Source organism: Pantoea sp. SIMBA_079 (assembly GCF_046940275.1).
Taxonomy (GTDB): Bacteria; Pseudomonadota; Gammaproteobacteria; order Enterobacterales; family Enterobacteriaceae; genus Pantoea; species Pantoea borealis.
In genome coordinates, this window is the sequence record NZ_JAWRYR010000018.1 from 20,632 (window position 1) to 45,804 (window position 25,173).

The window sequence follows — 25,173 nt, forward strand, 5'->3', positions numbered from 1 at the left end:
TCGCGATACAGAGAGGGTTTGTCAGTGCAGTGGTCAGAACCCGGCCAGCGGCCGGGTGGAATAATGCGCCGGAGGTCAGCGCAAGGGAACCAGCACTACTCGTCGCCGAGCGGTGCCGCAGCGCCGTTGCTCAGCAGCTCGCGCACCAGGCTAGTAGCGAAGCTGCCGGCGGGCAGCCAGAACTGCAGCGCCAGCGTGGCGTCATCCTGCCACTGCCACTGCAGATTGTCTGGCACTACCAGCATGGCGCGGCGGGCGGCATCAACCCGTTCACGCGTCAGCAGCGTCAGCAGGGCTGGCGATTGCGCCAGCTGCTGCTGCTCAAATGAGGCGACTTCACCTTGTGTGCCCGCTTCACCCCGTCCCGCCAGCGGTGCCGTGATGCGCAGCTCATGCGCGGCCACGCGCTGCTGCAGCACCGGCAGCTCATCGGCGGCAGCCACAAACCAGCTGCCGCGTCCGGCGAGCTGCAATGCATCGCCTGCCTGCACCTGCTGCAGCGAACCGTCGCGCTGCAGACGCGCGCTGGTTACCTGATTAAACAGATAGCTGCGCGCGGCTGACAGCAGCAGACTTTTCATGTTGCGATCGCGCGGATGAAACTGCTCTTCTGCCCAGCGCTGCGCTTGCTGAAGATTATTACCGCCGCGGCCAAAGCGCTGCTCGCCAAAATAGTTGGGCACGCCCTGCGTCTGGATCTGCTGCAGGCGTGCGTCAACGTCTGCACGGTCAGACACGTCGCGGATCACCAGACGAAAGGCATTTCCTGCCAGCGCGCCGGTCCGCAGCTTACGCCTGTGCCGGATCACCTGCAGGATCTCAACCCCTTCAAGGTGAAAGCCGCTCATGACCGGCATTGCATTACCCGGCAGGCGAAAACAGAGCGTCTGTTCAGTCACGGCGTGGCGGTCTTTCATGCCGGCATAGCTCAGGTCGCGCGCCGGCACCCCCAGATACTTTGCCAGGGCTTCAGCAACAAACCGCGTGTTGCAGCCGGTTTTACGGATGCGCACCAGCAGCTGCTCGCCGTCACCGTCATAGGGATAACCGAGATCTTCGATCACCACAAAATCATCCGGACGCGCTTTAATGATGCCAGTGGCAGCGGGCACGCCGTGCAGATAGTGCAGCTCACTCATGCGTTAGCCTTTACCAGCAGTGCCACTGCCTCGCAGGCGATACCCTCACCGCGTCCGGTAAAGCCCAGCTTTTCGGTGGTGGTGGCTTTCACGTTCACCGCATCCATGTGGCAGCCCAAATCTTCGGCGATATTGACACGCATCTGCGGCACGTGCGGCAGCATTTTAGGCGCCTGCGCGATAATCGTGACGTCAACGTTGCCAATGGCGTAGCCTTTTGCCTGAATACGGCGCCACGCCTCACGCAGCAGCCCGCGGCTGTCCGCCCCTTTAAACGCCGGATCGGTATCCGGAAAGAGCTTGCCAATATCGCCCATCGCTACCGCGCCCAGCAGGGCATCGGTCAGCGCATGCAGCGCAACGTCACCGTCGGAGTGGGCGATAAAACCGTGCTCAAACGGGATACGCATCCCGCCAATCACCAGGGGACCTTCACCGCCAAAAGCGTGAACGTCGAAGCCGTGACCGATACGCATCATGCGTTCTCCTGTCGTTGAATCTGAGTAAGGTAAAAGGCCGCCAGCGCCAGATCTTCCGGTCGCGTGACCTTGATGTTGTCGCTGCGCCCGCTGATCAGCTGCGGATGATAGCCGCAATACTCCAGCGCTGACGCCTCATCAGTAATGGTGGCACCTTCGCTGAGCGCCCGGCTCAGACAGGCAGTCAGCAGCGTATGCGGGAAAAACTGTGGCGTCAGCGCATGCCAGAGATCGTCACGTTCAACGGTATGCGCCACCGCGGTTTGGCCCGGCTCAGCGCGCTTCATGGTATCGCGTACCGGTGCGGCCAGAATGGCGCCGGTTTGAGTGTGATCCCGCGCGGCCAGCAGCCGTGCCAGGTCGTTAGCATGGAGGCACGGGCGCGCGGCGTCGTGCACCAGCACCCACGCGCTCTCTTTGATGTGCTGCAGGCCTGCCAGCACCGACTCGGCGCGGGTTGCGCCGCCGGTAACCCGCACCACGCGCGGATCGTGCGCCAGCGGCAGCGAATCAAACCAGCCGTCGTCAGCACTGACGGCGACAATAACCTGCTGCACCGCGGCGTTAGCCAGCAGGCGCGCCACGCTGTGTTCAAGCAGCGTCATGGTACCAATAGTGAGATATTGCTTGGGAAACGCCGCCTGCATGCGGCTGCCGACACCGGCAGCCGGCACGACGGCAATCACATCCGCAGCGTGAGAGTGGTGAGTCATGTTGTTATCGTTGCTGATTTTGCGCAGATTGCTGCGCATTACGTTTGTTCTGGTCTGCCACCAGGCGATAGAAAGTCTCGCCGGGTTTAATCATACCCAGCTCGCTGCGTGCGCGTTCTTCAATCGCTTCTGAACCGCCATTGAGATCGTCAATTTCGGCAAACAGCTGATCGTTTCGCGCTTTGAGTTTGGCGTTATTCGCCTGTTGTGACACCACGTCTTCGCTGACGCGTGTGTAATCATGGATACCGTTCTTGCCCAGCCACAGGGAATATTGCAACCATCCCAGTAGCGCGAGCAGCAGTAACGTCAGTTTTCCCATCCCCGCCCCCTGAAAAACGGCCCAATCATCCCATAACTTGAGTCCGGACTCCACTGCGGCAGCGAAAATGGCGCGTAAGCAGATTTATCCGGATCATTTATAGCAGGCGGACGCGGAAAACAGCAGGCAAACTTTTGTAACCAGCCGATGCGTTTGCACATCTCTGCGCTTACCAGCCGGACAGATAAGAGAACAGCAGCCAGAACAGGCAGATGACCAGCAGGCCAGTCGCAACGGCGCACCAGAACAGGTGCCCGCGCATCATCAGGCTCAGCACAATGCCGGCCAGCACCGATACCGGCAGCAGCGCGAGGAAAAAAGGCCAGGTATAGAGAAAAAAGAACAGCGTATTAGAGCCGTAGAGCAGAAAGGGGATTGCCAGCGCACACCAGTAGGCGAAAAAGCCAATGACGCCGCCGGGTAACGAAGAGCGCGGCTCTTCAGGCAAGCTGTCGTCTTTGCGTGCGAGCATGGGAGTGACGTTCTGCATAGAGATCCTGTTGACGCTAAAATGCGGCAAACCCGGTGAAGGCATTTGCCGCGTCGGTTCAGGATCTGATGATATCGCGGCGGCGCAGCAGGTCTAACAATTGGGCCGCGAGTTTTGTAACCAATTGTTCGCCATCCAGCGTGATATCAGCGGCCTCTGGCGCCTCATAGGCGCTGTCGATACCGGTGAAATTGCGCAGTTCGCCGGCGCGCGCTTTTTTATACAATCCTTTCGGATCGCGCGCTTCGCATACCGCCAGCGGCGTATCGACAAAGACCTCAACAAACTCGCCCTCGCCCAGCAGATCGCGCACCATCTGCCGTTCAGCGCGGTGCGGCGAGATGAACGCGGTCAGTACCACCAGCCCGGCATCGACCATCAGCCTGGCAACCTCACCCACGCGCCGGATATTCTCCCGGCGATCGTCATCACTGAAACCCAGGTCGCGGCACAGGCCGTGTCGCACGTTGTCACCGTCCAGCAGATAAGTGCTGACGCCAAGCTGATGCAGCGCCTGCTCCAGCGCACCCGCTACGGTGGATTTACCCGAGCCGGACAGCCCGGTAAACCACAGTACGACACCCTGATGACCATGCTGCTGCTCACGCGCCGTCCGGGTGACCGGATGGTCGTGCCACACCACGTTTTCATCATGCTGCGCCATTACGCACCGCCCAGCAGATCGCGTGCGTTCCAGTGCGGGAAGTGGCGACGTACCAGCGCATTCAGCTCCAGTTCAAAGGCGCTATAGGTACCCGCTGTAGCAGGTGCAGCGCTCTGCGGCTGATTGATCATACCAGCGCCTACGGTGACGTTGCTCAGGCGGTCAATAAAGATCATGCCGCCGGTCACCGGGTTTTGCTGATAAGGATCCAGCACCATCGGCTCATCAAAAGTGATCTCTACCAGCCCGATACCGTTCAGCGGCAGGCTGTCAACGGTGTGCGTTGCCAGGGTGTTGATCTCCACCTGATGCAGAATTTTTTCCACCCGCCCACGCGCTTTTTTACCGGCAATTTTAATTTCATAGCTCTGCCCTGGCTGCAGCGGCTGCTCCGCCATCCAGACCACGTCAACCGTAGCGGACTGTACCGCCTGCAGATCGGCATCGGCAACAACCAGCAGGTCGCCCCGGCTGATATCGATCTCATCGTTCAGCACCAGGGTAATCGCCTCCCCCGCTGCCGCTTCCGGCAGATCGCCGTCAAAGGTCACGATGCGGGCGATAGTGGACTCCACGCCAGAAGGCAGTACTTTTACCCGCTGTCCCGGTCGCACGGTACCGGACGCCAGCGTCCCGGCGTAGCCGCGGAAGTCGAGATTAGGGCGATTAACGTACTGTACCGGGAAACGCATTGGCTGGTGATCGACCACGCGCTTCAGTTCAACCGTTTCCAGCACGTCCAGCAGCGTCGGACCGCTGTACCACGGCATGGTGGTACTCGGGGTGGCGACATTGTCCCCTTCCAGCGCGGACATCGGCACAAAGCGAATATCCAGATCGCCCGGCAGCTGAGCCGCGAAGTCGAGATAATCCTGTTTGATCTGCTCAAATGTCTCCTGGCGATACTCCACCAGATCCATTTTGTTGATCGCCACCACCAGATGTTTGATGCCCAGCAGCGTAGAGATAAAGCTGTGGCGCCGGGTCTGATCCAGCACGCCTTTGCGCGCGTCGATCAGCAGAATAGCCAGATCGCAGGTTGAGGCGCCGGTGGCCATATTACGGGTGTACTGCTCGTGTCCCGGGGTATCCGCAATAATAAATTTGCGTTTTTCCGTCGAGAAGTAGCGATAAGCGACATCGATAGTAATGCCCTGCTCGCGTTCCGCCTGCAGGCCATCGACCAGCAGCGCCAGATCGAGTTTTTCACCCTGGGTACCGTGCCGTTTGCTGTCGTTATGCAGGGAAGAGAGCTGATCTTCATAAATCTGTCGCGTGTCGTGCAGCAGGCGGCCAATCAGGGTGCTCTTGCCGTCATCAACGCTGCCGCAGGTCAGGAAACGCAGCAGGCTCTTATGTTGTTGCGCCGTCAGCCAGGCTTCTACGCCACCCTGCTCGGCAATCTGTTGTGCAATAACGGTATTCATCTGCGTCTCCTTAGAAATAACCCTGGCGTTTTTTCAGTTCCATCGATCCCGCCTGGTCGCGGTCAATCATACGTCCCTGTCGTTCGCTGGTGGTGGAGACCAGCATCTCTTCGATAATCTCCGGCAGCGTCTGCGCTTCAGACTCTACAGCGCCGGTCAGCGGCCAGCAGCCCAGCGTACGGAAACGCACCATGCGCTCGATGATCTCTTCGCCTGGCTGCAGATCGATACGATCGTCATCAATCATCATCAGCATGCCGTCGCGCTCCAGAACCGGGCGCGGCGCAGCAAGGTAGAGCGGCACGATGTCGATGTTTTCCAGGAAGATATACTGCCAGATATCGAGTTCGGTCCAGTTAGAGAGCGGGAATACGCGAATGCTTTCGCCCTTGTTGATCTGGCCGTTGTAGTTATGCCACAGCTCAGGGCGCTGATTTTTAGGATCCCAGCGATGAAAACGGTCGCGGAAAGAGTAGATGCGCTCTTTCGCACGCGACTTCTCTTCATCACGACGCGCGCCACCAAAGGCGGCATCAAAACCGTACTTGTTCAGCGCCTGCTTCAGTCCTTCCGTCTTCATAATATCGGTGTGTTTGGCGCTGCCGTGGACAAACGGGTTAATCCCCATCGCCACGCCTTCCGGATTACGGTGCACCAGCAGCTCGGCACCCATGTTTTTCACCGTGCGATCGCGGAACTCATACATTTCGCGGAATTTCCAGCCGGTATCAACATGCAGCAGAGGAAACGGCAGCGTTCCCGGGAAGAATGCTTTACGCGCCAGGTGGAGCATCACCGAAGAGTCTTTACCGATGGAGTACATCATCACCGGATTGCTGAACTCGGCCGCCACCTCGCGGATGATATGGATACTCTCTGCTTCCAGCTGACGCAGATGAGTAAGACGATTTTGGTCCATAGTTTTTCCTCAAGCCAAATTGACAACGGCGGACTCGCGAGCCCCCTGCTGTGCAGAATGTTGAAACCAGGCTAATTGCCCGTGCAAGTTCACCACTTCGCCAATCACTAACAGCGCAGGCGTCGGCGCGGCGGCTGCCAGCACCTCAAGTTGATTCAGGGTTCCGGTCAGCACCTGCTGATCCTGACGCGTGCCGCGCCCGATTACCGCCACGGGCGTTAGCGGATCGCGGCCGTGGTCAATCAGTCCGGCGGCAATCTCTGCTGCTTTGACGGTGCCCATATAGATAGCCAGCGTCTGGCGCGCACGCGCCAGTGATGGCCAGTCAATGCCATCGCCGTCGGCGCGGCAGTGACCGGTAATAAACATCACACTCTGGGCATGATCGCGGTGCGTCAGCGGGATGCCTGCGTAGGCGGTCGCGCCTGCGGCAGCGGTAATGCCTGGCACCACCTGGAACGGAATGCCTGCCGCTTTCGCCGCCTGCAGCTCTTCACCGCCGCGGCCAAAGATAAAGGGGTCGCCGCCTTTCAGCCGCACCACGCGCTTGCCCTGCAGCGCCAGCGATACCAGCAGCTGGTTGGTCTCTTCCTGCGGCACCGAATGGGCACCGGCGCGTTTTCCGACGCAGATGCGATCGGCATCGCGCCGCACCAGATCCAGCACCTCATCGCTGACCAGATGGTCATACAGCACCACATCCGCCAGCTGCATCACCTGCAGGCCGCGCAGCGTCAGCAGGCCGCTGTCGCCAGGCCCTGCGCCAACCAGCGCAATTTCACCCTGGTTATCGCTGATGTGTTCCAGCTCACGATCAAGCGTCTGGCGCGCTGCGCTGACATTGCCTGCCGCCATCTGACTGGCAAACAGACCATTAAAGGCGCGCTCCCAGAAACGGCGGCGATCGGACATTTTGCGATAGCGCTGTTTGACTTTGTCGCGCCACTCTCCTGCCAGTGCGGCCATCTGGCCCAGGTTTGCCGGCAGCAGCGCTTCGATTTTTTCCCGCAGCAGCCGCGCCAGCACCGGCGCGGTGCCGCTGGATGAGATCGCAACGACCAGCGGTGAGCGATCAACAATAGAAGGGAAGATAAAGCTGCATTTAGGCTGGTCATCCACTACGTTAACCAGCTTGTGCCGCGCATTGGCGGCGTCAAATACCTGCGAATTAAGCGCGTTATCATCGGTAGCGGCAATCACCAGAAATACGCCGTCAAGCTGAGACGGCTCAAAACTGCGGGCTATCCACTCAACGGCTTGCTCTGCCTCCAGCGCCTGCAGTTCATGCCCCAGCTCGCGGGCGGCCACCAGGATGCGCGCGCCAGCCCGGCGCAGCAGTTCAATTTTACGGGCAGCGATTTCACCACCGCCGACGACCAGCACCGGACGCTGTCTGAGATCGGCAAAGAGGGGCAGATAATCCACGATAACCTTGCTAGTTTTACAATAAGTTATCGCGACTATACGTCGCGCTATTCCGCCAGATGAAATTACGATTTCGCATGAGTAGTTACCAAATGGAATATAGCGGTGGCAAAGCTGATGCGTTTTTCTGCTTAAGAACTGATTTTATAACGCTTTTTTCAGGCAGCACGATTCTGACCGCGGCCAGACGGGGATCACTTTAGGAATTAGCAGAGGTGGGCCAGAGAGGAATAAAAAAACAGGGCGAAAATTCGCCCTGTGGATCGAGGTTAGCCTTCGTGCAGACCGCACTCGCGCTTGAGGCCAAAGAAGCGCGTCTCCTCTTCAGCCATGCCCGGTTCCCATTTACGCGTGGTATGGGTGTCCCCTACTGAGAGATAGCCCTCATCCCGCAGTGGGTGATAGCTCAGGCCATGCTGTTTCAGGTACTGATGCACCTGCCGGTTATCCCAGTCGATAATAGGCAGGATCTTAAAGACACCGCGCTGGACCGCCAGCACCGGCAGACTGGCCCGGCTGCCTGACTGGTCGCGCCGCAGTCCGGCAAACCAGGTCTGCGCGCCCAGCGTGCTCAGCGCCCGGTTCATCGGTTCCACTTTATTGAGCTGGTTATACTGCTCAATGCCGTCCACGCCCTGCTCCCACAGTTTGCCGTAGCGCGCTTCCTGCCATGCAGGCGAGGTCTCCGCGCGGAAAATCTGCAGGTTAAGGTTGAGCTTTGCCGTTAACTCATCGATAAAGCGATAGGTTTCCGGGAACAGATAGCCGGTGTCGGTGAGGATCACCGGAATATCCGGCCGCTGCTGCGTGACCATATGCAGCAGCACCGCCGCCTGGATACCAAAACTGGAGGAGAGAACAAACGCTCCCGGCAGCTGTTCCAGCGCCCAGCTGACGCGCGCTTCAGCAGAGAGTTTCTCCAGCTGCACATTGCTCTCAGCCAGCGCCATAATACGATCAACTTTGCTGCCGCTGTTCAGTACGGCGAGATCGGGCAGGGTCATACAGCCTCCGCGTCCCAGAAATCACGAGCCGGATCCGTCACCGCTTTAACAATACCGGTGCGGATCGTGAAGTCACCAAAACCTTCGCCAGCCTCGCGCTCATTTGCCCAGCGCGCCACCAGTTCATCAATCGTGGCAAGAATTTCGCTCTCGGTGATATTTTCACGGTACATACGCGGAATGCGCGTACCCACCCGGTTACCGCCGAGATGCAGGTTGTAGCGGCCTGGCGCTTTGCCGACCAGTCCCAGCTCTGCCAGCAGCGCACGACCGCAGCCGTTCGGACAGCCGGTTACGCGCAATACGATATGCTCTTCGCCCACGCCGTGACGATGCATAATCTCTTCAACTTTGGTGACAAAGGACGGCAGGAAACGCTCTGCTTCTGCCATCGCCAGCGGACAGGTCGGAAACGCTACGCAGGCCATTGAGTTTTCACGCTGCGGGGTCACGCTTTCCATCAGTCCGTGCTCGCGGGCAATCGCTTCAATCTGCGCTTTCTGCGCTTCCGGCACACCGGCCACAATCAGGTTCTGATTAGCGGTGAGACGGAAATCCCCCTGGTGTACTCTGGCGATTTCGGCGATGCCGCTTTTCAGCGGACGGCCCGGATAATCAAGCAGGCGGCCATTTTCAATAAACAGCGTCAGGTGCCACTTGTTATCGATGCCTTTAACCCAGCCGATACGATCGCCGCGCGTGGTAAATTCGTACGGACGCGCCGGCGCGAAAGTCAGACCGGCACGCTTTTCCACTTCCGCTTTGAACGTCTCAACGCCCACCCGCTCAAGGGTGTATTTGGTTTTAGCGTTTTTACGATCGGTACGGTTACCCCAGTCGCGCTGCGTAGTGACGACTGCCGCCGCCACATCCAGGATCTTCTCTACCGGCAGGAAACCAAACTCACTGGCGGTACGGGCGTACGTCGCTTTATTGCCATGTTCGATAGAGAGACCGCCACCCACCAGCACATTAAAACCGACCAGCTTGCCGTGCTCGGCGATCGCAATAAAGTTAAGATCGTTGGCATGCAGATCAACATCATTGTGCGGCGGTACCACCACGGTGGTTTTAAACTTACGCGGCAGATAGGTTTCGCCAAGAATCGGCTCTTTATCTGTGGTCGCAACTTTTTCCTTATCCCACCAGATTTCCGCATAGGCGCGGGTCTGCGGCAGCAGGTGCTCAGAGAGTTTTTTCGCCCACTCGTAAGCCTCCTGATGCAGCTCTGACTCCACCGGGTTTGAGGTGCAGAGTACGTTGCGGTTGACATCATTGGCGGTCGCCAGCGCGTCGAGTCCCACTTCATGCAGCATCTGATGCGTGGGTTTCACATTCTTTTTCAGAATGCCGTGAAACTGGAACGTCTGCCGGTTCGTCAGGCGGATGCTGCCATAGAGGGTTTTTTCAGCCGCAAACTTATCAATCGCCAGCCACTGCGTCGGGGTAATGATGCCGCCCGGCAGACGGCAGCGCAGCATCATGGCGTGACGCGGCTCCAGCTTCTGCTCAGCTCGCTCAGCGCGAATATCGCGATCGTCCTGCTGATACATGCCGTGAAAGCGGATCAGCAGGAAGTTATCGCCGGTGAACCCACCGGTCAGGCCATCGTCGAGATCGTCTAAGATGGTGCCACGCAGATAGTTGCTCTCTTTTTTCAGACGCTCGGCGTCAGAAAGTTTACCTTCAACCACCAGCGGTCCAGGGTGTTTTTCGCTCATTAGTAAACGTCTCGCTGATAACGGCGCTCAATGCGCAGCTCACTCAAAAATTCATCAGCCGTTTCACGATCCATGCCGCCGTGTTCGACCACCACATCCAGTAATGCCTGCTCCACATCTTTCGCCATGCGATTCGCATCGCCACAAACGTAAAGGTGAGCGCCCTCTTCGATCCAGCGCCAGACCTCTGCGCCTTTCGCCCGGATTTTATCCTGTACATAGACTTTCTCAGCCTGATCGCGTGACCAGGCGAGATCGATATGGGTCAGCAGCCCCTGCTTAACATACTTCTGCCACTCTACCTGATAGAGAAAATCTTCGGTAAAGTGCGGGTTGCCGAAAAACAGCCAGTTTTTACCGCCGGCACCGTCATTATCACGCTGCTGCATAAACGCGCGGAACGGCGCAATACCGGTGCCCGGACCAATCATGATCACTGGTGCATCCGGATTAGCCGGCAGGCGGAAATTGTCATTATGTTCAATGAAGACGCGGATGGCGCCCTCTTCTTCCAGCCGATCGGCGAGCCAGGTTGAGGCGCCGCCACCGCGCTGACGGCCATCGATCTCATACCGCACCGCCCCCACAGTGATATGCACCTCGGTGTCGTTCTCCGCCTGGGAAGACGCAATTGAGTAAAGGCGCGGCGTCAGCGGACGCAGTAAGCCCGTCAGCTGCTCGGCATTCAGTTCAGTGGGCGCCTGGCGCACCATATCCACAATCGGGAAGCTCTGGGCATAGCTCTGCAGCTTCTGCTTATCTTCTGCCAGCGCCAGCAGCGCCTCATTGCGCGACAGCGCGGCGTAGCGCTCCACTATCTGCGGCGTGTTGACCGTGAGTTCAAACTGCGTCTGCAGCGCTTCAGTCAGCGGCAGCGTTTTGCCCTGTACCGTTACCTGCTCATCGCCTTTCAGCCACACCAGCTGCAGCAGCTCCTGCACCAGCTCAGCATCATTCTCATACCAGACGCCCAGCGCGTCGCCCGGCTGATAGCGCAGGCCGGAGTCACCGAGGTCGATTTCAATATGGCGCACATCTTTATCAGAGAGGCGGCCGGTGATTTTCTGATTCAGCGCAAAGCTGGCGGTCAGCGGCAGCTCTTTCGTGTAAGGGCTGCTGTCAACCAGGTTAACATTGCCGGTGCTGCTGGCCGCAATCTGCGCCGCAGGTGCGACCGGCACGCGCGCTTTCAGCAGATCGGTCAGCTGCAGGCGCCAGGCGCTGGCCAGCTCGCTGTATTCAACGTCGGCATCAACGCGATCCAGCAGGCGCTCTGCACCCAGCTCTGCCAGACGGCTGTCGAAATCTTTACCCGCCTGGCTGAAAAACTCGTAAGAGGTGTCGCCGAGACCAAACACGGCAAAGGCCGCGCCGTCCATTTTCGGTGCTTTCTTCGACAGCAGGAATTTATGCAGCGCGACCGCCTCTTCCGGCGGCTCACCTTCGCCCTGCGTCGAGGTGACGATAACCAGCAGCTTTTCCTGGCCAATCTGCTTGAACTTATAGTCACCGGCGTTAACCAGATTGACATTCAGCTTCGCTGCCAGCAGGTCGTCACGCAGCTGTTCTGCCAGGCGACGCGCATTGCCGGTTTGCGAAGCTGAAATCAGCGTCACGCCCGGGGTTTCCGCTGGCGGAGCAGCAGGTGCTGCAACCGCACCGGGCGTCTGGTTGACCATGCCCCAGAAGTAGCCCGAAAGCCAGGCCAGCTGAGTCGTATTGAATTCCGTGGTCGCCGCCTGTAAGCGCGCAAGTTGCTCCGGAGAGAGCGGCAGCATGGAGCCTGGGGGTGCCTGAGTCGTCATCGCGTTAAAAATTCCAGTGTCAGAAGTCCGGACCGAGAAGCGGTGGAAGAGGAGGTAGGTTACCGAGCTGTATATTAACGATTAAATAAGGGTTCGACATAATAAATAACCAAAATGACTAAGCGGTTTTTCGGGTATCAGTAACCGCCAAAAGTGGTAAATTATCCCTTTGTTAAATATGGATTTTATCTTCAGGTACCCTGCCGGATAGCGTTAAATGCGCTTTTGCGCCCCGGCGGGTGCGAAAAATCTGCTTTTGAGGTAGACTTCAGCGGTTTTTTCGTTTGAGAGTCATTATGTCTACCACGCTGTTTAAAGAGTTCCAGTTTGAAGCGGCTCACCGCTTACCTCACGTGCCTGAAGGGCACAAATGCGGTCGTCTGCACGGCCACTCCTTTCTGGTGCGACTGGAAATAACCGGTGAAGTGGATGCGTATACCGGCTGGGTTATGGATTTTGCTGAACTGAAAGCGATTTTCAGTCCGCTCTATGAGCGACTGGATCATCACTATCTGAACGATATTCCGGGTCTGGAAAATCCCACCAGTGAAGTGCTGGCGAAGTGGATCTGGGATGAGCTTAAGCCGGTGCTGCCGGTGCTGAGCGCGGTCATGATCAAAGAGACGTGTACTGCTGGCTGCGTTTACCGCGGCTGACCGGACCGGCGTTTTCCACGCTGCAGGTGCGCTGGCTGCCCTTGTCCACCCCCGTCACTTACTCATGTAAGCGCCTGAGGAGGAACGCGGTTGCTGCCTTCCTGCAACGTGGGATCACGGGTCCGCATCTGAACCGCTGTCAGACCTGAATGCATCTCCGGATCGCCTATTACTGCTGATTCATCTCTTTGTAACAATCCCCCTCTACGTTGTTGTCTCCTCTGTTAAAACTCAAGAGAATCAACAATGAACCTTGTGAAACACCTTTCCCTGCTTGCTGTTTTTATCTCTGCTTCTGCTGCCGTTCAGGCGCAAAATGTGCTCGATTTTCCCCAGCCGGAGAAGATGCCGGAAGAGTTTTACGCGGTGACAGAAATTCCGGCAGGCGGAACGATCAAATATGAAACTGATGCGAAAACCGGGTTTATTGTGGCTGACCGCTTTCAGTCGATGCCGGTCGCGTATCCGGCTAACTATGGTTCCCTGACTCAGTCACTGGGCGGCGATAACGATCCGCTGGATGTGATTTTTTACACCCGTGCGCCGTTACAGCCCGGCACGCTGATTAAGCTGCGTGCGATTGGCGTGCTGAAAATGATTGATGGCGGTGAAGTGGATGACAAAATTGTCGCCGTACCCGCCAGTAAAATCGATCCGACCTATGATGATATTAAAGAGATAAGCGATCTGCCCCGCATTGAGCAGCAGCGGCTGGAGGCTTTTTTCCGGGTGTATAAACAGTTACCGGATGGCCGTAAAAAGGTCGAACTGAACGGTTTTGAGGATGCGGCTAAAGCCAGGGCGGAGATCAAGCAGGCGTTTGACGCCTATAACGCGAAGCAGTAGCTGGCCCGGGCGCGCCCCTACCGGTATGTGCGTAGTGGACGCATTCATGCGTCCCTGGCCGATGTGCGATTTCTATCCGGGCGCCATAAATGGCGCCCCTACGGATATGTGCGTAGGGGGCGCATTGATGCGCCCCTGCTGTGAATCAGGCAATATTCAGGTACTTGTGCGTCTGCATGGAGAGCCGCCAGTTACGGGCGATGCAGGTTTCAATACAGAGCCGGGTCGCGGCATCGCCGCGGCTGATCGGCTGCAGCGCCACAATACGCGGTTTATCATCATGCAGCTCTGCCAGCAGCTCATCAAGCGCCTCCACGTCACGCTCGCGCGCCACCGGATGCTTGATCTCATCTGCGCGCGTCAGCGCCTGCAGCAGCACATCGTAGCCACCGCGCATATTCACCTTAGGTGAGACCGTAACCCAGGTCGCTGCAGAGCAGTGCACCTCATGGGTGCCGCTGGTCTCGATCTGACACTGGAATCCGTGCGCTTCCAGACCCTCTGTTAGCGGACGCAGGTCAAAAATTGCCGGTTCGCCGCCGGTGATCACCACGTGGCGCGCGCTCCAGCCCTGCCGGGCGATGGTCTCAATTAGCGTGGCCGCGTCTGCACTTCCCCAGGCATCGCTCTCCACGGTTTTGACCAGAATATCACCCAGTGAGGTCTCCCGATCCGCGCGCTTCTCCCAGGTATGTTTGGTATCACACCAGCTGCATCCCACCGGACATCCCTGTAAGCGGATAAAGATGGCCGGCACGCCGGTATAAAACCCTTCGCCCTGCAGCGTCTGGAACATTTCGTTAATCGGGTAGAACATTTTTCACTCACGTCTCTCATTCGGGGCGCAGATTATGGCAGATTTTTACTGCAGCTTCACAGCCGCTTTGTGCCCTGAAAAACAAAAAGCCCCGCTTATAGCGGGGCTTTCAGGCAAAGCGTGCTGCACGGAGCAGCACCTGCAGGCGATTACGCCTGGCCTTTCACTTCTTTCAGACCATTGAACAGTGCTTTTTCGCCCAGCGCTTCTTCAATACGGATCAGCTGGTTGTACTTAGCAACACGGTCAGAACGGCTCATGGAACCGGTTTTGATCTGGCCCGCTGCCGTACCTACCGCCAGGTCAGCGATAGTGGCATCTTCTGTCTCGCCTGAACGGTGAGAAATAACGGCCGTGTAGCCTGCATCTTTCGCCATCTTGATCGCAGCCAGCGTTTCGGTCAGAGAGCCGATCTGGTTGAATTTGATCAGGATAGAGTTCGCGATGCCTTTATCAATACCTTCCTTCAGGATTTTGGTATTGGTGACAAACAGATCGTCGCCTACCAGCTGGATTTTGTCGCCCAGCACTTTGGTCTGGTAAGCGAAGCCGTTCCAGTCAGATTCATCCAGGCCATCTTCGATAGAAACGATTGGGTACTGTTTGGTCAGATCTTCCAGGAAGTGAGTGAACTCTTCAGAAGAGAACGCTTTGTTGCCTTCGCCAGCCAGAACATATTTGCCATCTTTATAGAATTCAGACGCGGCACAGTCCATCGCCAGGGTGATATCTTTGCCCAGCTCATAGCCCGCTGCTTTTACCGCTTCAGCGATAACCGCCAGCGCTTCAGCGTTGGAGCCGAGGTTAGGCGCATAGCCACCTTCATCACCGACTGCAGTGCTCATGCCTTTGGCTTTCAGCACTTTAGCCAGGTTGTGAAAGACTTCAGAACCCATACGGATGGCTTCTTTGATATTTTTCGCGCCCACCGGCTGGATCATGAACTCCTGGATATCCACGTTGTTATCCGCGTGCTCACCGCCGTTGATGATGTTCATCATTGGCAGCGGCATAGAGTATTTGCCTGGGGTGCCGTTCAGCTCAGCAATGTGTGCGTAAAGCGGCAGGCCTTTTGATGCTGCAGCAGCTTTCGCTGCGGCCAGAGAAACAGCCAGGATGGCGTTTGCACCGAAGTTGGATTTGTTATCAGTACCGTCCAGCTCGATCATGATCTTATCGATGTTCGCCTGGTCTTTGGCATCTTTGCCTTTTACCGCGTCAGCGATTGGGCCGTTAACCGCTGCAACCGCTTTGGTTACGCCTTTGCCCAGGAAGCGAGACTTATCACCGTCGCGCAGCTCCAGTGCTTCACGTGAACCGGTAGAAGCGCCTGATGGAGCTGCCGCCAGACCAACGAAACCGCCTTCCAGATGCACTTCTGCTTCTACAGTCGGGTTGCCACGGGAGTCGATGATTTCGCGACCAATGACTTTAACGATTTTGGACATTCGATTTTCCTCAGTACAAGTTAGTCAATCCTAAGACAAACAACGCGCGAAAAGTTCGCGCGTTGTTCGTAAACTCTTACTTCGCTAAACGCTTCTGGTGCTCCTGCGCGGCTTTCACAAAGCCGGCAAACAGCGGATGACCATCACGTGGTGTTGACGTGAACTCCGGATGGAACTGGCAGGCCACAAACCACGGATGGTTCGGGATTTCAATAATCTCAACCAGTTGATCATCGCCGGAACGGCCCGCAATATGCAGCCCCGCTGCTTCAATCTGCTTCAGCAGCAGATTGTTGACTTCATAACGGTGACGGTGACGCTCGGTAATCACATCAGAACCGTAGAGCTGGCGTACTTTGCTTTCCGGCGTCAGCTGACACTGCTGGCTACCCAGACGCATAGTACCGCCCAGATCGCTCTGCTCAGTACGCTGCTCAACGTTGCCATGTTCATCACGCCATTCCGTGATCAGCGCGACCACCGGATATTTACAGTCTGGCACAAATTCGGTGGAGTTGGCGCCTTCCATCCCGGCCACATTACGTGCGAACTCCATCAGCGCAATCTGCATACCGAGGCAGATGCCGAGATACGGAATGTTATTTTCACGCGCGTACTGTGCCGTCATCAGCTTGCCTTCCACGCCGCGATAGCCGAAACCGCCGGGAATGAGAATCGCATCGAGATCTTTCAGGATCTCAACGCCGCGCGTCTCCACATCCTGTGAATCGATCAGTTTGATGTTCACGGTGACGCGGTTTTTCAGGCCGCCATGCTTGAGCGCTTCAATCACTGACTTATAGGCGTCCGGCAGCTCAACATATTTGCCGACCATACCGATGGTCACTTCTCCGCCCGGATTCGCTTCTTCATAGATAACCTGCTCCCACTCGGCGAGGTTAGCTTCCGGTGCGTTCAGATTAAAGCGTTTACAGATATAGTCATCCAGACCCTGCGACTTCAGCAGGCCCGGGATTTTATAAATGGAGTCGACATCTTTCAGCGAGATAACGGCTTTTTCCGGCACGTTACAGAACAGCGCAATTTTTGCCCGCTCGTTGGCAGGTACCGCGCGATCGGAACGGCAGATCAGTACATCAGGCTGAATACCAATCGACAGCAGCTCTTTGACTGAGTGCTGAGTAGGCTTGGTTTTTACCTCACCCGCTGCGGCCATATACGGCACCAGCGTCAGGTGCATGTACATGGTGTGTTCACGGCCAACGTCTACCGCCATCTGGCGAATCGCTTCCAGGAACGGCAGGGATTCGATATCGCCTACGGTGCCACCAATCTCAACCAGCACGACATCATGACCTTCGCCACCTTCGATGATGCGCTCTTTGATAGCGTTGGTGATGTGTGGAATAACCTGGATCGTGGCACCCAGATAGTCACCGCGACGCTCTTTGCGCAGCACTTCTGAGTAGATACGACCGGTAGTAAAGTTGTTACGACGCGACATTTTGGTGCGAATGAAACGCTCGTAGTGACCTAAATCCAGATCGGTTTCGGCCCCGTCATCGGTGACAAATACTTCACCATGCTGCGTCGGGCTCATGGTACCCGGATCAACGTTAATATACGGATCGAGTTTCATGATGGTCACATTCAGACCACGTGCTTCGAGGATAGCTGCGAGGGAGGCTGCGGCAATGCCTTTGCCCAGAGAGGAAACGACCCCGCCGGTCACAAAAATATAATTCGTTGTCATGCTGAACCTGAGAGTTTAGGTTTAAAGACGATGGAATAACCAGGACGGGAAAGCAGTATACCCGAAGTCGTCCCCAGCCACAATTGATGAATCACACCATCCTCCCGCGCCGTGCAGCGGCTAACATAACGGATAGTCAGCCAGAAAATGTTGACGCATGTCACAAAGTTGCCGGATGGCTGAATCGAGTAAGCGCAAGCGGATGAATTATGCGCACTGCTGGAATAACCAGCAGTATAACGCTGCACAGGCTAGTGATTGTTCTCACTCAGTTTTACCTGCTGCCATGCCGCTTCCATCTGCTCCAGCGTTGCTGCCGGCATACTCAATCCCTGCGCCGTAATAATCTGCTCTACGTGGCGGAAGCGACGCTCAAATTTATCATTGGCTTTCTGCAGCGCGATTTCCGCTTTACTGCCGAGATGGCGTGACAGATTTACCGTCGCAAACAGCAGATCGCCAATCTCCTCCTCCAGCTTGTCGCTGTCGACAGTGGCCTGCTGCGCTTCATGCATGACTTCATCAATCTCCTCATGCACCTTATCCAGCACCGGTCCGAGGCTGTCCCAGTCAAAGCCTACACTGCTGCAGCGCTTCTGGATTTTATGCGCCCGCATCAGCGCCGGCAGCGCGCGCGGAATATCATCCAGCGCCGAGTGCTGCGCTTTCGCCGCGCGTTCATCCTGTTTAATCGCTTCCCAGTTCTGCAGTACCTCTTCGGCGCTCTCAGCCTCAGCGCTGCCAAAGATATGCGGATGACGGCGCTCGAGCTTGTCGCCGATCGCGTTGCAGATATCGTCGAAGTTAAAACGCCCTTCTTCTTCTGCCATACGGGCATAGAACACAATCTGAAACAGCAGGTCGCCCAGCTCATCGCGCAGATCGGTAAAATCTCTCCGCTGGATAGCATCAAGCAATTCATACGTCTCTTCCAGCGTATAAGGCGCAATAGTGGCAAATGTCTGCTGGCGATCCCACGGGCAACCGCGCACCGGATCGCGCAGGGTTTGCATCAGGGTAAGCAGACGGTTCAGGGCTGTCATGGAGAATCCTCGAAAAACAGTATAAAAAGGGCCGCCGTTAAGGGCGACCCTGAAGGGCAGCGGGCCAGTGCCGGCTGCGCGTTAATTCAGACGACGGGCGTCGATAATATCCGGCACCTGGTTAAGCCGCGCCAGCACGCGACCCAGCACCTGCTGGTTATAAATCTCAATATCCATATCAATGGTCGCCAGCTGTTTTTTGGTATCGCTGCGGCTGGAGACGCCCAGTACATTGACCTTTTCATTCGCCAGTATGGTCGTGATATCGCGCAGCAGACCGCTGCGGTCGTTGGCCGTCACGCGCACCACCAGCGAATAGCCGCTGGAGTAGCTTTCACCCCATACGGCATCAACGATACGCTCCGGCGCATGAGAGATCAGTTCACTGAGCTGATCGCAGTCGGCACGGTGAATTGAGATGCCGCGTCCCTGAGTAATAAAGCCGGTGATATCGTCGCCGGGAATAGGCTGACAGCAGCGGGCAATGTGATGCATCAGGTTCCCGACTCCCTCGACCACCACGCGACCGCTCTCTTTACGTACGCTGGAGGCGTGATGCGACTTCTGCGTCAGCTGGCGCAGCGCTTCACGATCTTCCTCTTCGGCGCTCGGCTTATTGAGCTTTGCCTGCAGGAAGTTAATCATCTGGTTAAGACGAATATCGCCGCCGCCAATCATTGCCAGCAGCTCATCCTGCGAGCCAACGTTGTAACGCGGCAGCAGGATCTTTTCCGCTTCACGCATGCTGATATCAAGCTGGCTCAGCTCGTTATCGAGGATCTGGCGGCCCGCCACGATATTTTTATCGCGATCCTGTTTGCGGAACCAGGCGTGTACTTTGGAGCGCCCGCGACTGGTGGTGATATAGCCCAGGTTCGGGTTGAGCCAGTCGCGGCTGGGATTAGGCTGCTTCTGGGTGATGACCTCAATCTGATCGCCCATCTGCAGCTGATAGGTAAAGGGCACGATGCGTCCACTGATCTTTGCACCAATACAGCGGTGCCCGATATCGCTGTGGATATGATAGGCAAAATCGAGCGGCGTGGAGCCGGCGGGCAGATCCACCACGTCGCCTTTCGGCGTAAAGACATAAACGCGATCGTCGAACACCTGACTGCGCACTTCTTCCAGCATCTCGCCGGAGTCCGCCATCTCTTCCTGCCAGGTAATCAGCTTGCGCAGCCAGGCGATACGCTCTTCGTGTCCGGCCGCCCCGCGCGAGTTGCTGACGCCCGGCCCCTCTTTATATTTCCAGTGTGCCGCTACGCCAAGCTCGGCATCTTCATGCATCTGACGGGTGCGGATCTGGATCTCAACGGTTTTGCCCTGTGGTCCCAGCACCACGGTATGAATGGACTGGTAACCGTTGGGTTTAGGGTTTGCGACATAATCGTCAAATTCGCTGGGCAGATGCCGGTAAAGGGTATGCACCGTACCGAGTGCGCCATAGCAGTCCTGCAGGCGCTCTGCCACGATACGCACCGCGCGCACGTCGAACAGCTCATCAAACGCCAGTGACTTCTTCTGCATCTTGCGCCAGATGCTGTAGATATGTTTCGGCCGCCCGTAAACCTCTGCCCGTACGCCCTCTTTCTGCATCTCCTGGCGCAGGTTGGTCACGAAGTTATCGATATATTGTTCGCGATCGATACGCCGCTCATGCAGCAGCTTAGCGATGCGCTTATATTCATCCGGGTGCAGATAGCGGAAACAGTAATCCTCCAGCTCCCACTTCAGCTGGCCAATACCGAGCCGGTTAGCCAGCGGTGCATAGATGTTGGTGCTCTCTTTTGCCGCCAGCACGCGCTCATCTTCTGGCGCATCTTTCATTTCGCGCAGGTGCGCAATCCGCTCGGCCAGCTTAATGACCACACAGCGGAAATCCTCCACCATCGCAAGCAGCATACGGCGGACATTATCCACCTGGGCTGACGCCATAGAATCATTATGAATCGCTTTCAGCTGGCGAATGGCATCCATATCACGTACGCCGTGTACCAGGGAGACAATCCCTTTGCCAAACGCCTGCTCCAGCTTCTCTTCGCTGACCACATCTGCGTTGGCCAGCGGAAACAGCAGCGCCGCGCACAGGCTATCGCAATCCATACTGAGCATGGTGAGAATTTCCACCATCTCAATACCGCGCCACAGCAACAGAGTCTGATCGGGGTGCTCGCGCGTTTCGGCTTCACAGTAGCGCCAGGTCTCTGCCAGTCGCTCACAGGATTGAGGATTACCAATAGTCAGGCTGGCAATCCACTGATCGAGGGCAAACTCCCCTGCCGTATTTAAATGCGCACTTCTGACCGCAACCATATCCTCTCCTGCCACAGCGACATAACTGCCGCTTATGTTTTGCTAAACAACACCATGGATTCGAGATGACTGGTATGTGGGAACATATCCAGCATCGCGACCCTTTCCAGATGGTAGCCCGCAGTCAGAAGCACCTGACTGTCGCGTGCAAGCGTCACCGGGTTACAGGAAACATAGACCACGCGTTCCGGCGCAAGTTTAACAATATGCGACATCACGCCCGCCGCCCCGGCTCGCGCCGGATCCAGTAACACCTTATTAAATCCCTGCGCCGCCCACGGCTGACGCGAAACCTCTTCTTCCAGATTATGCTGGAAAAAGCGCACATTGCTTAGATTGTTAAGCGCGGCATTATACTCTGCCTGCTTAACTAATGCTGCTACCCCCTCCACACCCACAACATTTTGTACAAATTTTCCTGCCGGCAGGGTGAAATTTCCCATGCCGCAGAAAAGATCCAGCAGGCTGTCGTCGGGTTGCAAATCGAGCCACGCCAGCGCTGTTGCCACCATCTGCTGATTAACGCGATCGTTAACCTGAATAAAATCCTGTGGACTAAAGGTTAGCGTTAAATCCTGCGAGCGGTAGTAAGGCATAGTGCTGTTGATCGCCTGCAGCTCGCCGCTGCCGTCAGCCAGATAAAGCATAAGCGAGTGCTGATGCGAAAAGCGTTCCAGGTCTGCGCGATCGCGGGCAGAAAGCGCGTCGAGATGGCGCAGCACCATCAGCGGGCCGTTGTCTGCCAGCACCAGCTCCACATGCCCGAGCCGCCTTACCCCCTGCAGGGCACTCAGGCAGTGGTGCAGCGGCTGAAGCAGTGCTTCAAGTTCGGGCACCAAAACAGGGCACTGCTGCAACGCCACCAGCGCATGACTGGCCGCCTGGCGAAATCCCATCACCAGCCGCTGCTGCTTCGGCTGCCACTGCAGCCCAAGCCGGGCGCGACGCCGATATCCCCAGCTTTCACCGCGGATAATCTCCTCAACCGCCACCGGGGAGGCGGCGTCGCGGCTCAGCAGGCGACTCAGCGCATGCGCCTTGCTGCTCTCCTGCAGTGCAACAGCAGCATGCTGCTGCTGGCAGCCACCGCAGACGCCAAAATGGCGGCAACGCGGTATTTCCCGCTGCGGACTGGGCTGCGCGATCTTTATCGCTTTACCCCGGGCAAACTGCCGTTTATCTTCCAGCAGCGTGACTTCTGCCTGTTCGCCCGGCAGCGCGCCGCTGACAAACAGGGTTTTTCCCTGATAGCGTGCGACGCCCTGTCCGAACGGATCGAGTTCATCAACAGTGACGGCGATCCGCTGCTTTGTCGTCGGCCGCTGTTTTGCGGCGTAAAATTGCGCCATAGTAATCGTATTCTCTTTTAATCAGGTTGTGCCGCCCGCCACGACGCGTGCACAGGGAAACGGCAATCGCCAGGGCATCGTAATGACCAAATACAGCCTGCGGGCGCGGATGATGATTTTAATACTGGCGCCAACGCTGCTGATTGGCCTGCTGCTCAGCACCTTTTTTGTCGTCCACCGCTATAACGAACTGCAGCGCCAGGTCTACGATGCCGGCGCCAATATTATCGAACCCCTGGCGGTATCTAGTGAGTATGGGATGAGCTGGCACGATCGCGATGCGATCCACGAGCTGGTCAGCCTGCTGCACCGGCGTCATTCCGATATTGTCCGTGCCATTACGGTTTTCGACAACCAGAATCGCGTTTACGCCACCTCGAACAGTAAGCAGAACCTGGCGCTGCTGCAAAAAGAGGATATGACGCATCTGCGTGAGGGCGTCACGCATGAACGCCAGGGTAACCTGCTGGTGCTGCGCACGCCTATCATATCTGAACGCTATTCTGCTGATGAGCAGCCGGATGAACAGACCAAACCCGGCGGTAATCCCCTGGGCTACGTCGCCATTGAACTGGACCTGCAGTCGGTCCGGCTGGCGCAGTATAAAGAGGTTTTTGTCGCGACGCTGCTGCTGCTGTTCTGCCTCTGCCTCGCCATGCTGTTCGCTTATCGTCTGATGCGTGATGTAACCGGCCCGATACGTAACATGGTTACCACCGTCGATCGCATCCGGCGCGGCCAGCTCGACAGCCGGGTGGAGGGCTACATGCTGGGAGAACTCAGCATGCTTAAAAACGGCATCAATGCGATGGCGATGTCGCTCACCGCCTACCACGAAGAGATGCAGCAGAATATCGACCAGGCCACCTGGGATCTGCGCGAAACGCTGGAGCAGCTGGAGATTCAGAACGTCGAGCTGGATCTGGCAAAGAAACGTGCTCAGGAAGCGGCCCGCATTAAATCAGAATTTCTGGCGAATATGTCCCACGAGCTGCGTACGCCGCTCAACGGCGTGATCGGCTTCAGCCGTCAGATGCTGAAAACCGGGCTGAGCACCAGCCAGCGCGACTATATGAGCACGATTGAGCGCTCCGCCAACAATCTGCTGAGTATTATCAACGATGTACTCGATTTCTCGCGTCTGGAATCGGGTAAGCTGGTACTGGAATCCATACCGTTTCCGCTGCGCGCCACGCTGGATGAGATGCTGGTGCTGCTGGCGCCGTCCGCGCATGAGAAAGGGCTGGAGATCACCGTCTGCCTGCAAAACAGCGTGCCTGACAATGTCATCGGCGATCCGCTGCGGCTGCAGCAAATTCTGATCAACCTGATAGGTAACGCTATCAAATTTACCGAGCAGGGGCATATCGATCTGCGCGTTGAGCTGCAGCATCTCAGCGCCACGCAGGCGGAACTGGAGATTCAGGTGCATGACACCGGCATCGGCATTCCGGATATTCAGCAGCCGCAGCTGTTTCAGGCATTTCGTCAGGCGGATGCCAGCATTACCCGCCGGCATGGCGGCACCGGACTTGGGCTGGTGATCACCCAGAAACTGGTTCAGGAGATGGGCGGTGAGATCGCTTTTCACAGTCAGCCTGGCCAGGGGTCGGTTTTCCGGGTGCGCGTCCGGCTCAACCTCAACCCGAATGCCCCTGCCATCCCGCGCGTGCTGGATGACCTGCATGCCACAACGCTGGCCTACGTGGAAGCCCATCCGGCGGTGGCGCGGGTTGTGCAGGAGATGCTGAGTATCACCCCGCTGAAAGTAGAGTATTACCCCAGTCTGGCTGCGCTGCCGGAACGCCACTATCCCCTTCTGCTGCTGGGAATGCCGGTCGCTAAACCGCATCCGGCAACGCTGACGGATGCGGAGATCCAGCAGCTGTGCGCCCGGGCGGATGCCGTACTGCTGGCGCTGCCGAGCGAGATGATGCTGTTTGCCGACGAGCTGCGCGCCAGGGGCATTGCTGGCTGTATTACCAAACCGGTTTCGCTGACGCGTTTTATCCCGCTGCTGCTGGACATTGACAGCCGTCAGCATCGCCTGGCCGCCCCGCTGCCGCGTCAGCCGCTGACGGTGATGGCGGTGGATGACAACCCGGCTAACCTCAGGCTGATTGGCGCACTGCTGGAGGAGCAGGTTGAAAATATCATTTTGTGTGACAACGCAGAGCAGGCAATCCGCGCTGCGCAGCAGCAGCGGCTGGATGTGATCCTGATGGATATTCAGATGCCCGACATGGACGGTATTCAGGCCAGCGAGATTATCCGGCGGCTGCCGCTGCACGCCAGCACGCCCATCGTTGCGGTTACGGCGCATGCGCTGGATGGCGAGCGCGAGCAGCTGATTGCCGCCGGCATGAACGATTATCTGGCGAAACCGATTGATGAAACCCGGCTGGCCCGGCTGCTGCAGCGCTATCTGCCGGTTGCGCTGGCCGCTCAGCTGCCCGCAGCGGCGGTGGCTGTTTCACTCGACTGGTCACTGGCGCTGCGTCAGGCGGCCGGCAAACCGGCGCTGGCGCGCGATCTGCTACAGATGCTGCTCGATTTTCTGCCCGAGGTGGAGGAGCGCGTGACGCACTGTATAGCTGAAAGTGATGTAAACGGACTGCGCGAAATTATTCATAAGCTGCACGGCAGCGCCAGTTACAGCGGTGTTCCCCGCCTGAAGCAGCTCTGCCAGCAGCTGGAGAGCAGCCTGCATCAGACAAGTGATATTGCTGCACTGGAGCCGGAACTGCTGGAGCTGAGTGATGAGATGGCGAACGTAGCGCGCGAGGCGCGTAAGCAGCTGGCGCTGAACTAAAAGGATGCATCAGGATGATCGTCCCGGCACCTCTGCGGTGACCTTCATCCTGACTCTCAGCCGC

General features: G+C 57.3%; 21 protein-coding genes. 3 read left to right on the plus strand and 18 right to left on the minus strand.

The features are described 5' to 3' along the window. Positions 1-95 precede the first annotated feature (95 nt). From truD to cysJ, 12 genes are all read right to left on the minus strand, one after another. A complete protein-coding gene (gene truD / locus SB719_RS17495; RefSeq protein WP_293005344.1) occupies positions 96-1,139 on the minus strand; it encodes a tRNA pseudouridine(13) synthase TruD in 1,044 nt (347 codons plus the stop codon). After that, on the minus strand, positions 1,136-1,615 hold the full coding sequence (gene ispF, locus SB719_RS17500; RefSeq protein ID WP_412159525.1) for a 2-C-methyl-D-erythritol 2,4-cyclodiphosphate synthase: 480 nt from the start codon (positions 1,613-1,615) through the stop codon (positions 1,136-1,138). Before ispF ends, truD begins: the two co-directional genes overlap by 4 nt. Next, entirely contained in the window at positions 1,615-2,331 is a 717-nt protein-coding gene (gene ispD / locus SB719_RS17505) for a 2-C-methyl-D-erythritol 4-phosphate cytidylyltransferase (protein ID WP_304234353.1), read from the minus strand. Before ispD ends, ispF begins: the two co-directional genes overlap by 1 nt. Before the next feature lie 4 nt (positions 2,332-2,335). Beyond that, complete coding sequence (gene ftsB, locus SB719_RS17510; RefSeq protein ID WP_039379853.1) at positions 2,336-2,653, minus strand: cell division protein FtsB; 318 nt, start codon at positions 2,651-2,653, stop codon at positions 2,336-2,338. 169 nt (positions 2,654-2,822) lie between these two features. Then, entirely contained in the window at positions 2,823-3,143 is a 321-nt protein-coding gene (locus SB719_RS17515; protein ID WP_065648327.1) for a DUF3561 family protein, read from the minus strand. A gap of 58 nt (positions 3,144-3,201) precedes the next feature. Then, a complete protein-coding gene (gene cysC / locus SB719_RS17520; RefSeq protein WP_412159518.1) occupies positions 3,202-3,807 on the minus strand; it encodes an adenylyl-sulfate kinase in 606 nt (201 codons plus the stop codon). Next, the gene (gene cysN / locus SB719_RS17525; RefSeq protein WP_412159519.1) at positions 3,807-5,234 is read right to left on the minus strand and encodes a sulfate adenylyltransferase subunit CysN; all 1,428 of its coding nucleotides are present in this window, start codon (positions 5,232-5,234) and stop codon (positions 3,807-3,809) included. Before cysN ends, cysC begins: the two co-directional genes overlap by 1 nt. Before the next feature lie 10 nt (positions 5,235-5,244). Beyond that, complete coding sequence (cysD, locus tag SB719_RS17530) at positions 5,245-6,153, minus strand: sulfate adenylyltransferase subunit CysD (protein WP_304234307.1); 909 nt, start codon at positions 6,151-6,153, stop codon at positions 5,245-5,247. A 9-nt stretch (positions 6,154-6,162) separates the two neighbouring features. Further along, positions 6,163-7,578 (minus strand): siroheme synthase CysG, encoded by a 1,416-nt coding sequence (gene cysG / locus SB719_RS17535; protein ID WP_065648323.1) that lies wholly within the window; start codon positions 7,576-7,578, stop codon positions 6,163-6,165. Positions 7,579-7,847: 269 nt separating this feature from the next. Continuing rightward, positions 7,848-8,582 (minus strand): phosphoadenylyl-sulfate reductase, encoded by a 735-nt coding sequence (locus tag SB719_RS17540; RefSeq protein ID WP_304234304.1) that lies wholly within the window; start codon positions 8,580-8,582, stop codon positions 7,848-7,850. Beyond that, positions 8,579-10,303, minus strand: coding sequence for an assimilatory sulfite reductase (NADPH) hemoprotein subunit (gene cysI / locus SB719_RS17545; RefSeq protein ID WP_065648321.1), 1,725 nt, complete (start codon positions 10,301-10,303; stop codon positions 8,579-8,581). The genes SB719_RS17540 and cysI overlap by 4 nt, the downstream gene beginning before the upstream one ends. Further along, the gene (cysJ, locus tag SB719_RS17550) at positions 10,303-12,108 is read right to left on the minus strand and encodes an NADPH-dependent assimilatory sulfite reductase flavoprotein subunit (protein WP_313067505.1); all 1,806 of its coding nucleotides are present in this window, start codon (positions 12,106-12,108) and stop codon (positions 10,303-10,305) included. Before cysJ ends, cysI begins: the two co-directional genes overlap by 1 nt. Positions 12,109-12,401: 293 nt before the next feature. On the opposite strand from cysJ, the gene queD reads away from it, so the two are divergent. Next, the gene (queD, locus tag SB719_RS17555) at positions 12,402-12,764 is read left to right on the plus strand and encodes a 6-carboxytetrahydropterin synthase QueD (RefSeq protein ID WP_104085513.1); all 363 of its coding nucleotides are present in this window, start codon (positions 12,402-12,404) and stop codon (positions 12,762-12,764) included. 246 nt (positions 12,765-13,010) lie between these two features. Next, positions 13,011-13,610 (plus strand): inorganic diphosphatase, encoded by a 600-nt coding sequence (locus tag SB719_RS17560; RefSeq protein WP_412159520.1) that lies wholly within the window; start codon positions 13,011-13,013, stop codon positions 13,608-13,610. Positions 13,611-13,755: 145 nt separating this feature from the next. Here the strand turns inward: SB719_RS17560 and queE are convergent, their stop codons facing one another. From queE to rlmD, 6 genes are all read right to left on the minus strand, one after another. Beyond that, on the minus strand, positions 13,756-14,427 hold the full coding sequence (gene queE, locus SB719_RS17565) for a 7-carboxy-7-deazaguanine synthase QueE (protein ID WP_039379876.1): 672 nt from the start codon (positions 14,425-14,427) through the stop codon (positions 13,756-13,758). 149 nt (positions 14,428-14,576) lie between these two features. Next, entirely contained in the window at positions 14,577-15,875 is a 1,299-nt protein-coding gene (eno, locus tag SB719_RS17570; RefSeq protein WP_412159521.1) for a phosphopyruvate hydratase, read from the minus strand. Positions 15,876-15,951: 76 nt separating this feature from the next. Next, entirely contained in the window at positions 15,952-17,589 is a 1,638-nt protein-coding gene (gene pyrG, locus SB719_RS17575) for a glutamine hydrolyzing CTP synthase (protein WP_065648316.1), read from the minus strand. Positions 17,590-17,840: 251 nt separating this feature from the next. After that, positions 17,841-18,632: a nucleoside triphosphate pyrophosphohydrolase gene (mazG, locus tag SB719_RS17580; protein ID WP_412159522.1), complete on the minus strand. Its 792-nt coding sequence runs from the start codon at positions 18,630-18,632 to the stop codon at positions 17,841-17,843. 81 nt (positions 18,633-18,713) lie between these two features. After that, positions 18,714-20,948 (minus strand): GTP diphosphokinase, encoded by a 2,235-nt coding sequence (gene relA / locus SB719_RS17585; RefSeq protein ID WP_065648314.1) that lies wholly within the window; start codon positions 20,946-20,948, stop codon positions 18,714-18,716. Between the two features lie 32 nt (positions 20,949-20,980). Further along, complete coding sequence (gene rlmD / locus SB719_RS17590; protein WP_065648313.1) at positions 20,981-22,297, minus strand: 23S rRNA (uracil(1939)-C(5))-methyltransferase RlmD; 1,317 nt, start codon at positions 22,295-22,297, stop codon at positions 20,981-20,983. 82 nt (positions 22,298-22,379) lie between these two features. On the opposite strand from rlmD, the gene barA reads away from it, so the two are divergent. After that, complete coding sequence (gene barA / locus SB719_RS17595; RefSeq protein ID WP_293005331.1) at positions 22,380-25,109, plus strand: two-component sensor histidine kinase BarA; 2,730 nt, start codon at positions 22,380-22,382, stop codon at positions 25,107-25,109. Positions 25,110-25,173 lie beyond the last annotated feature (64 nt).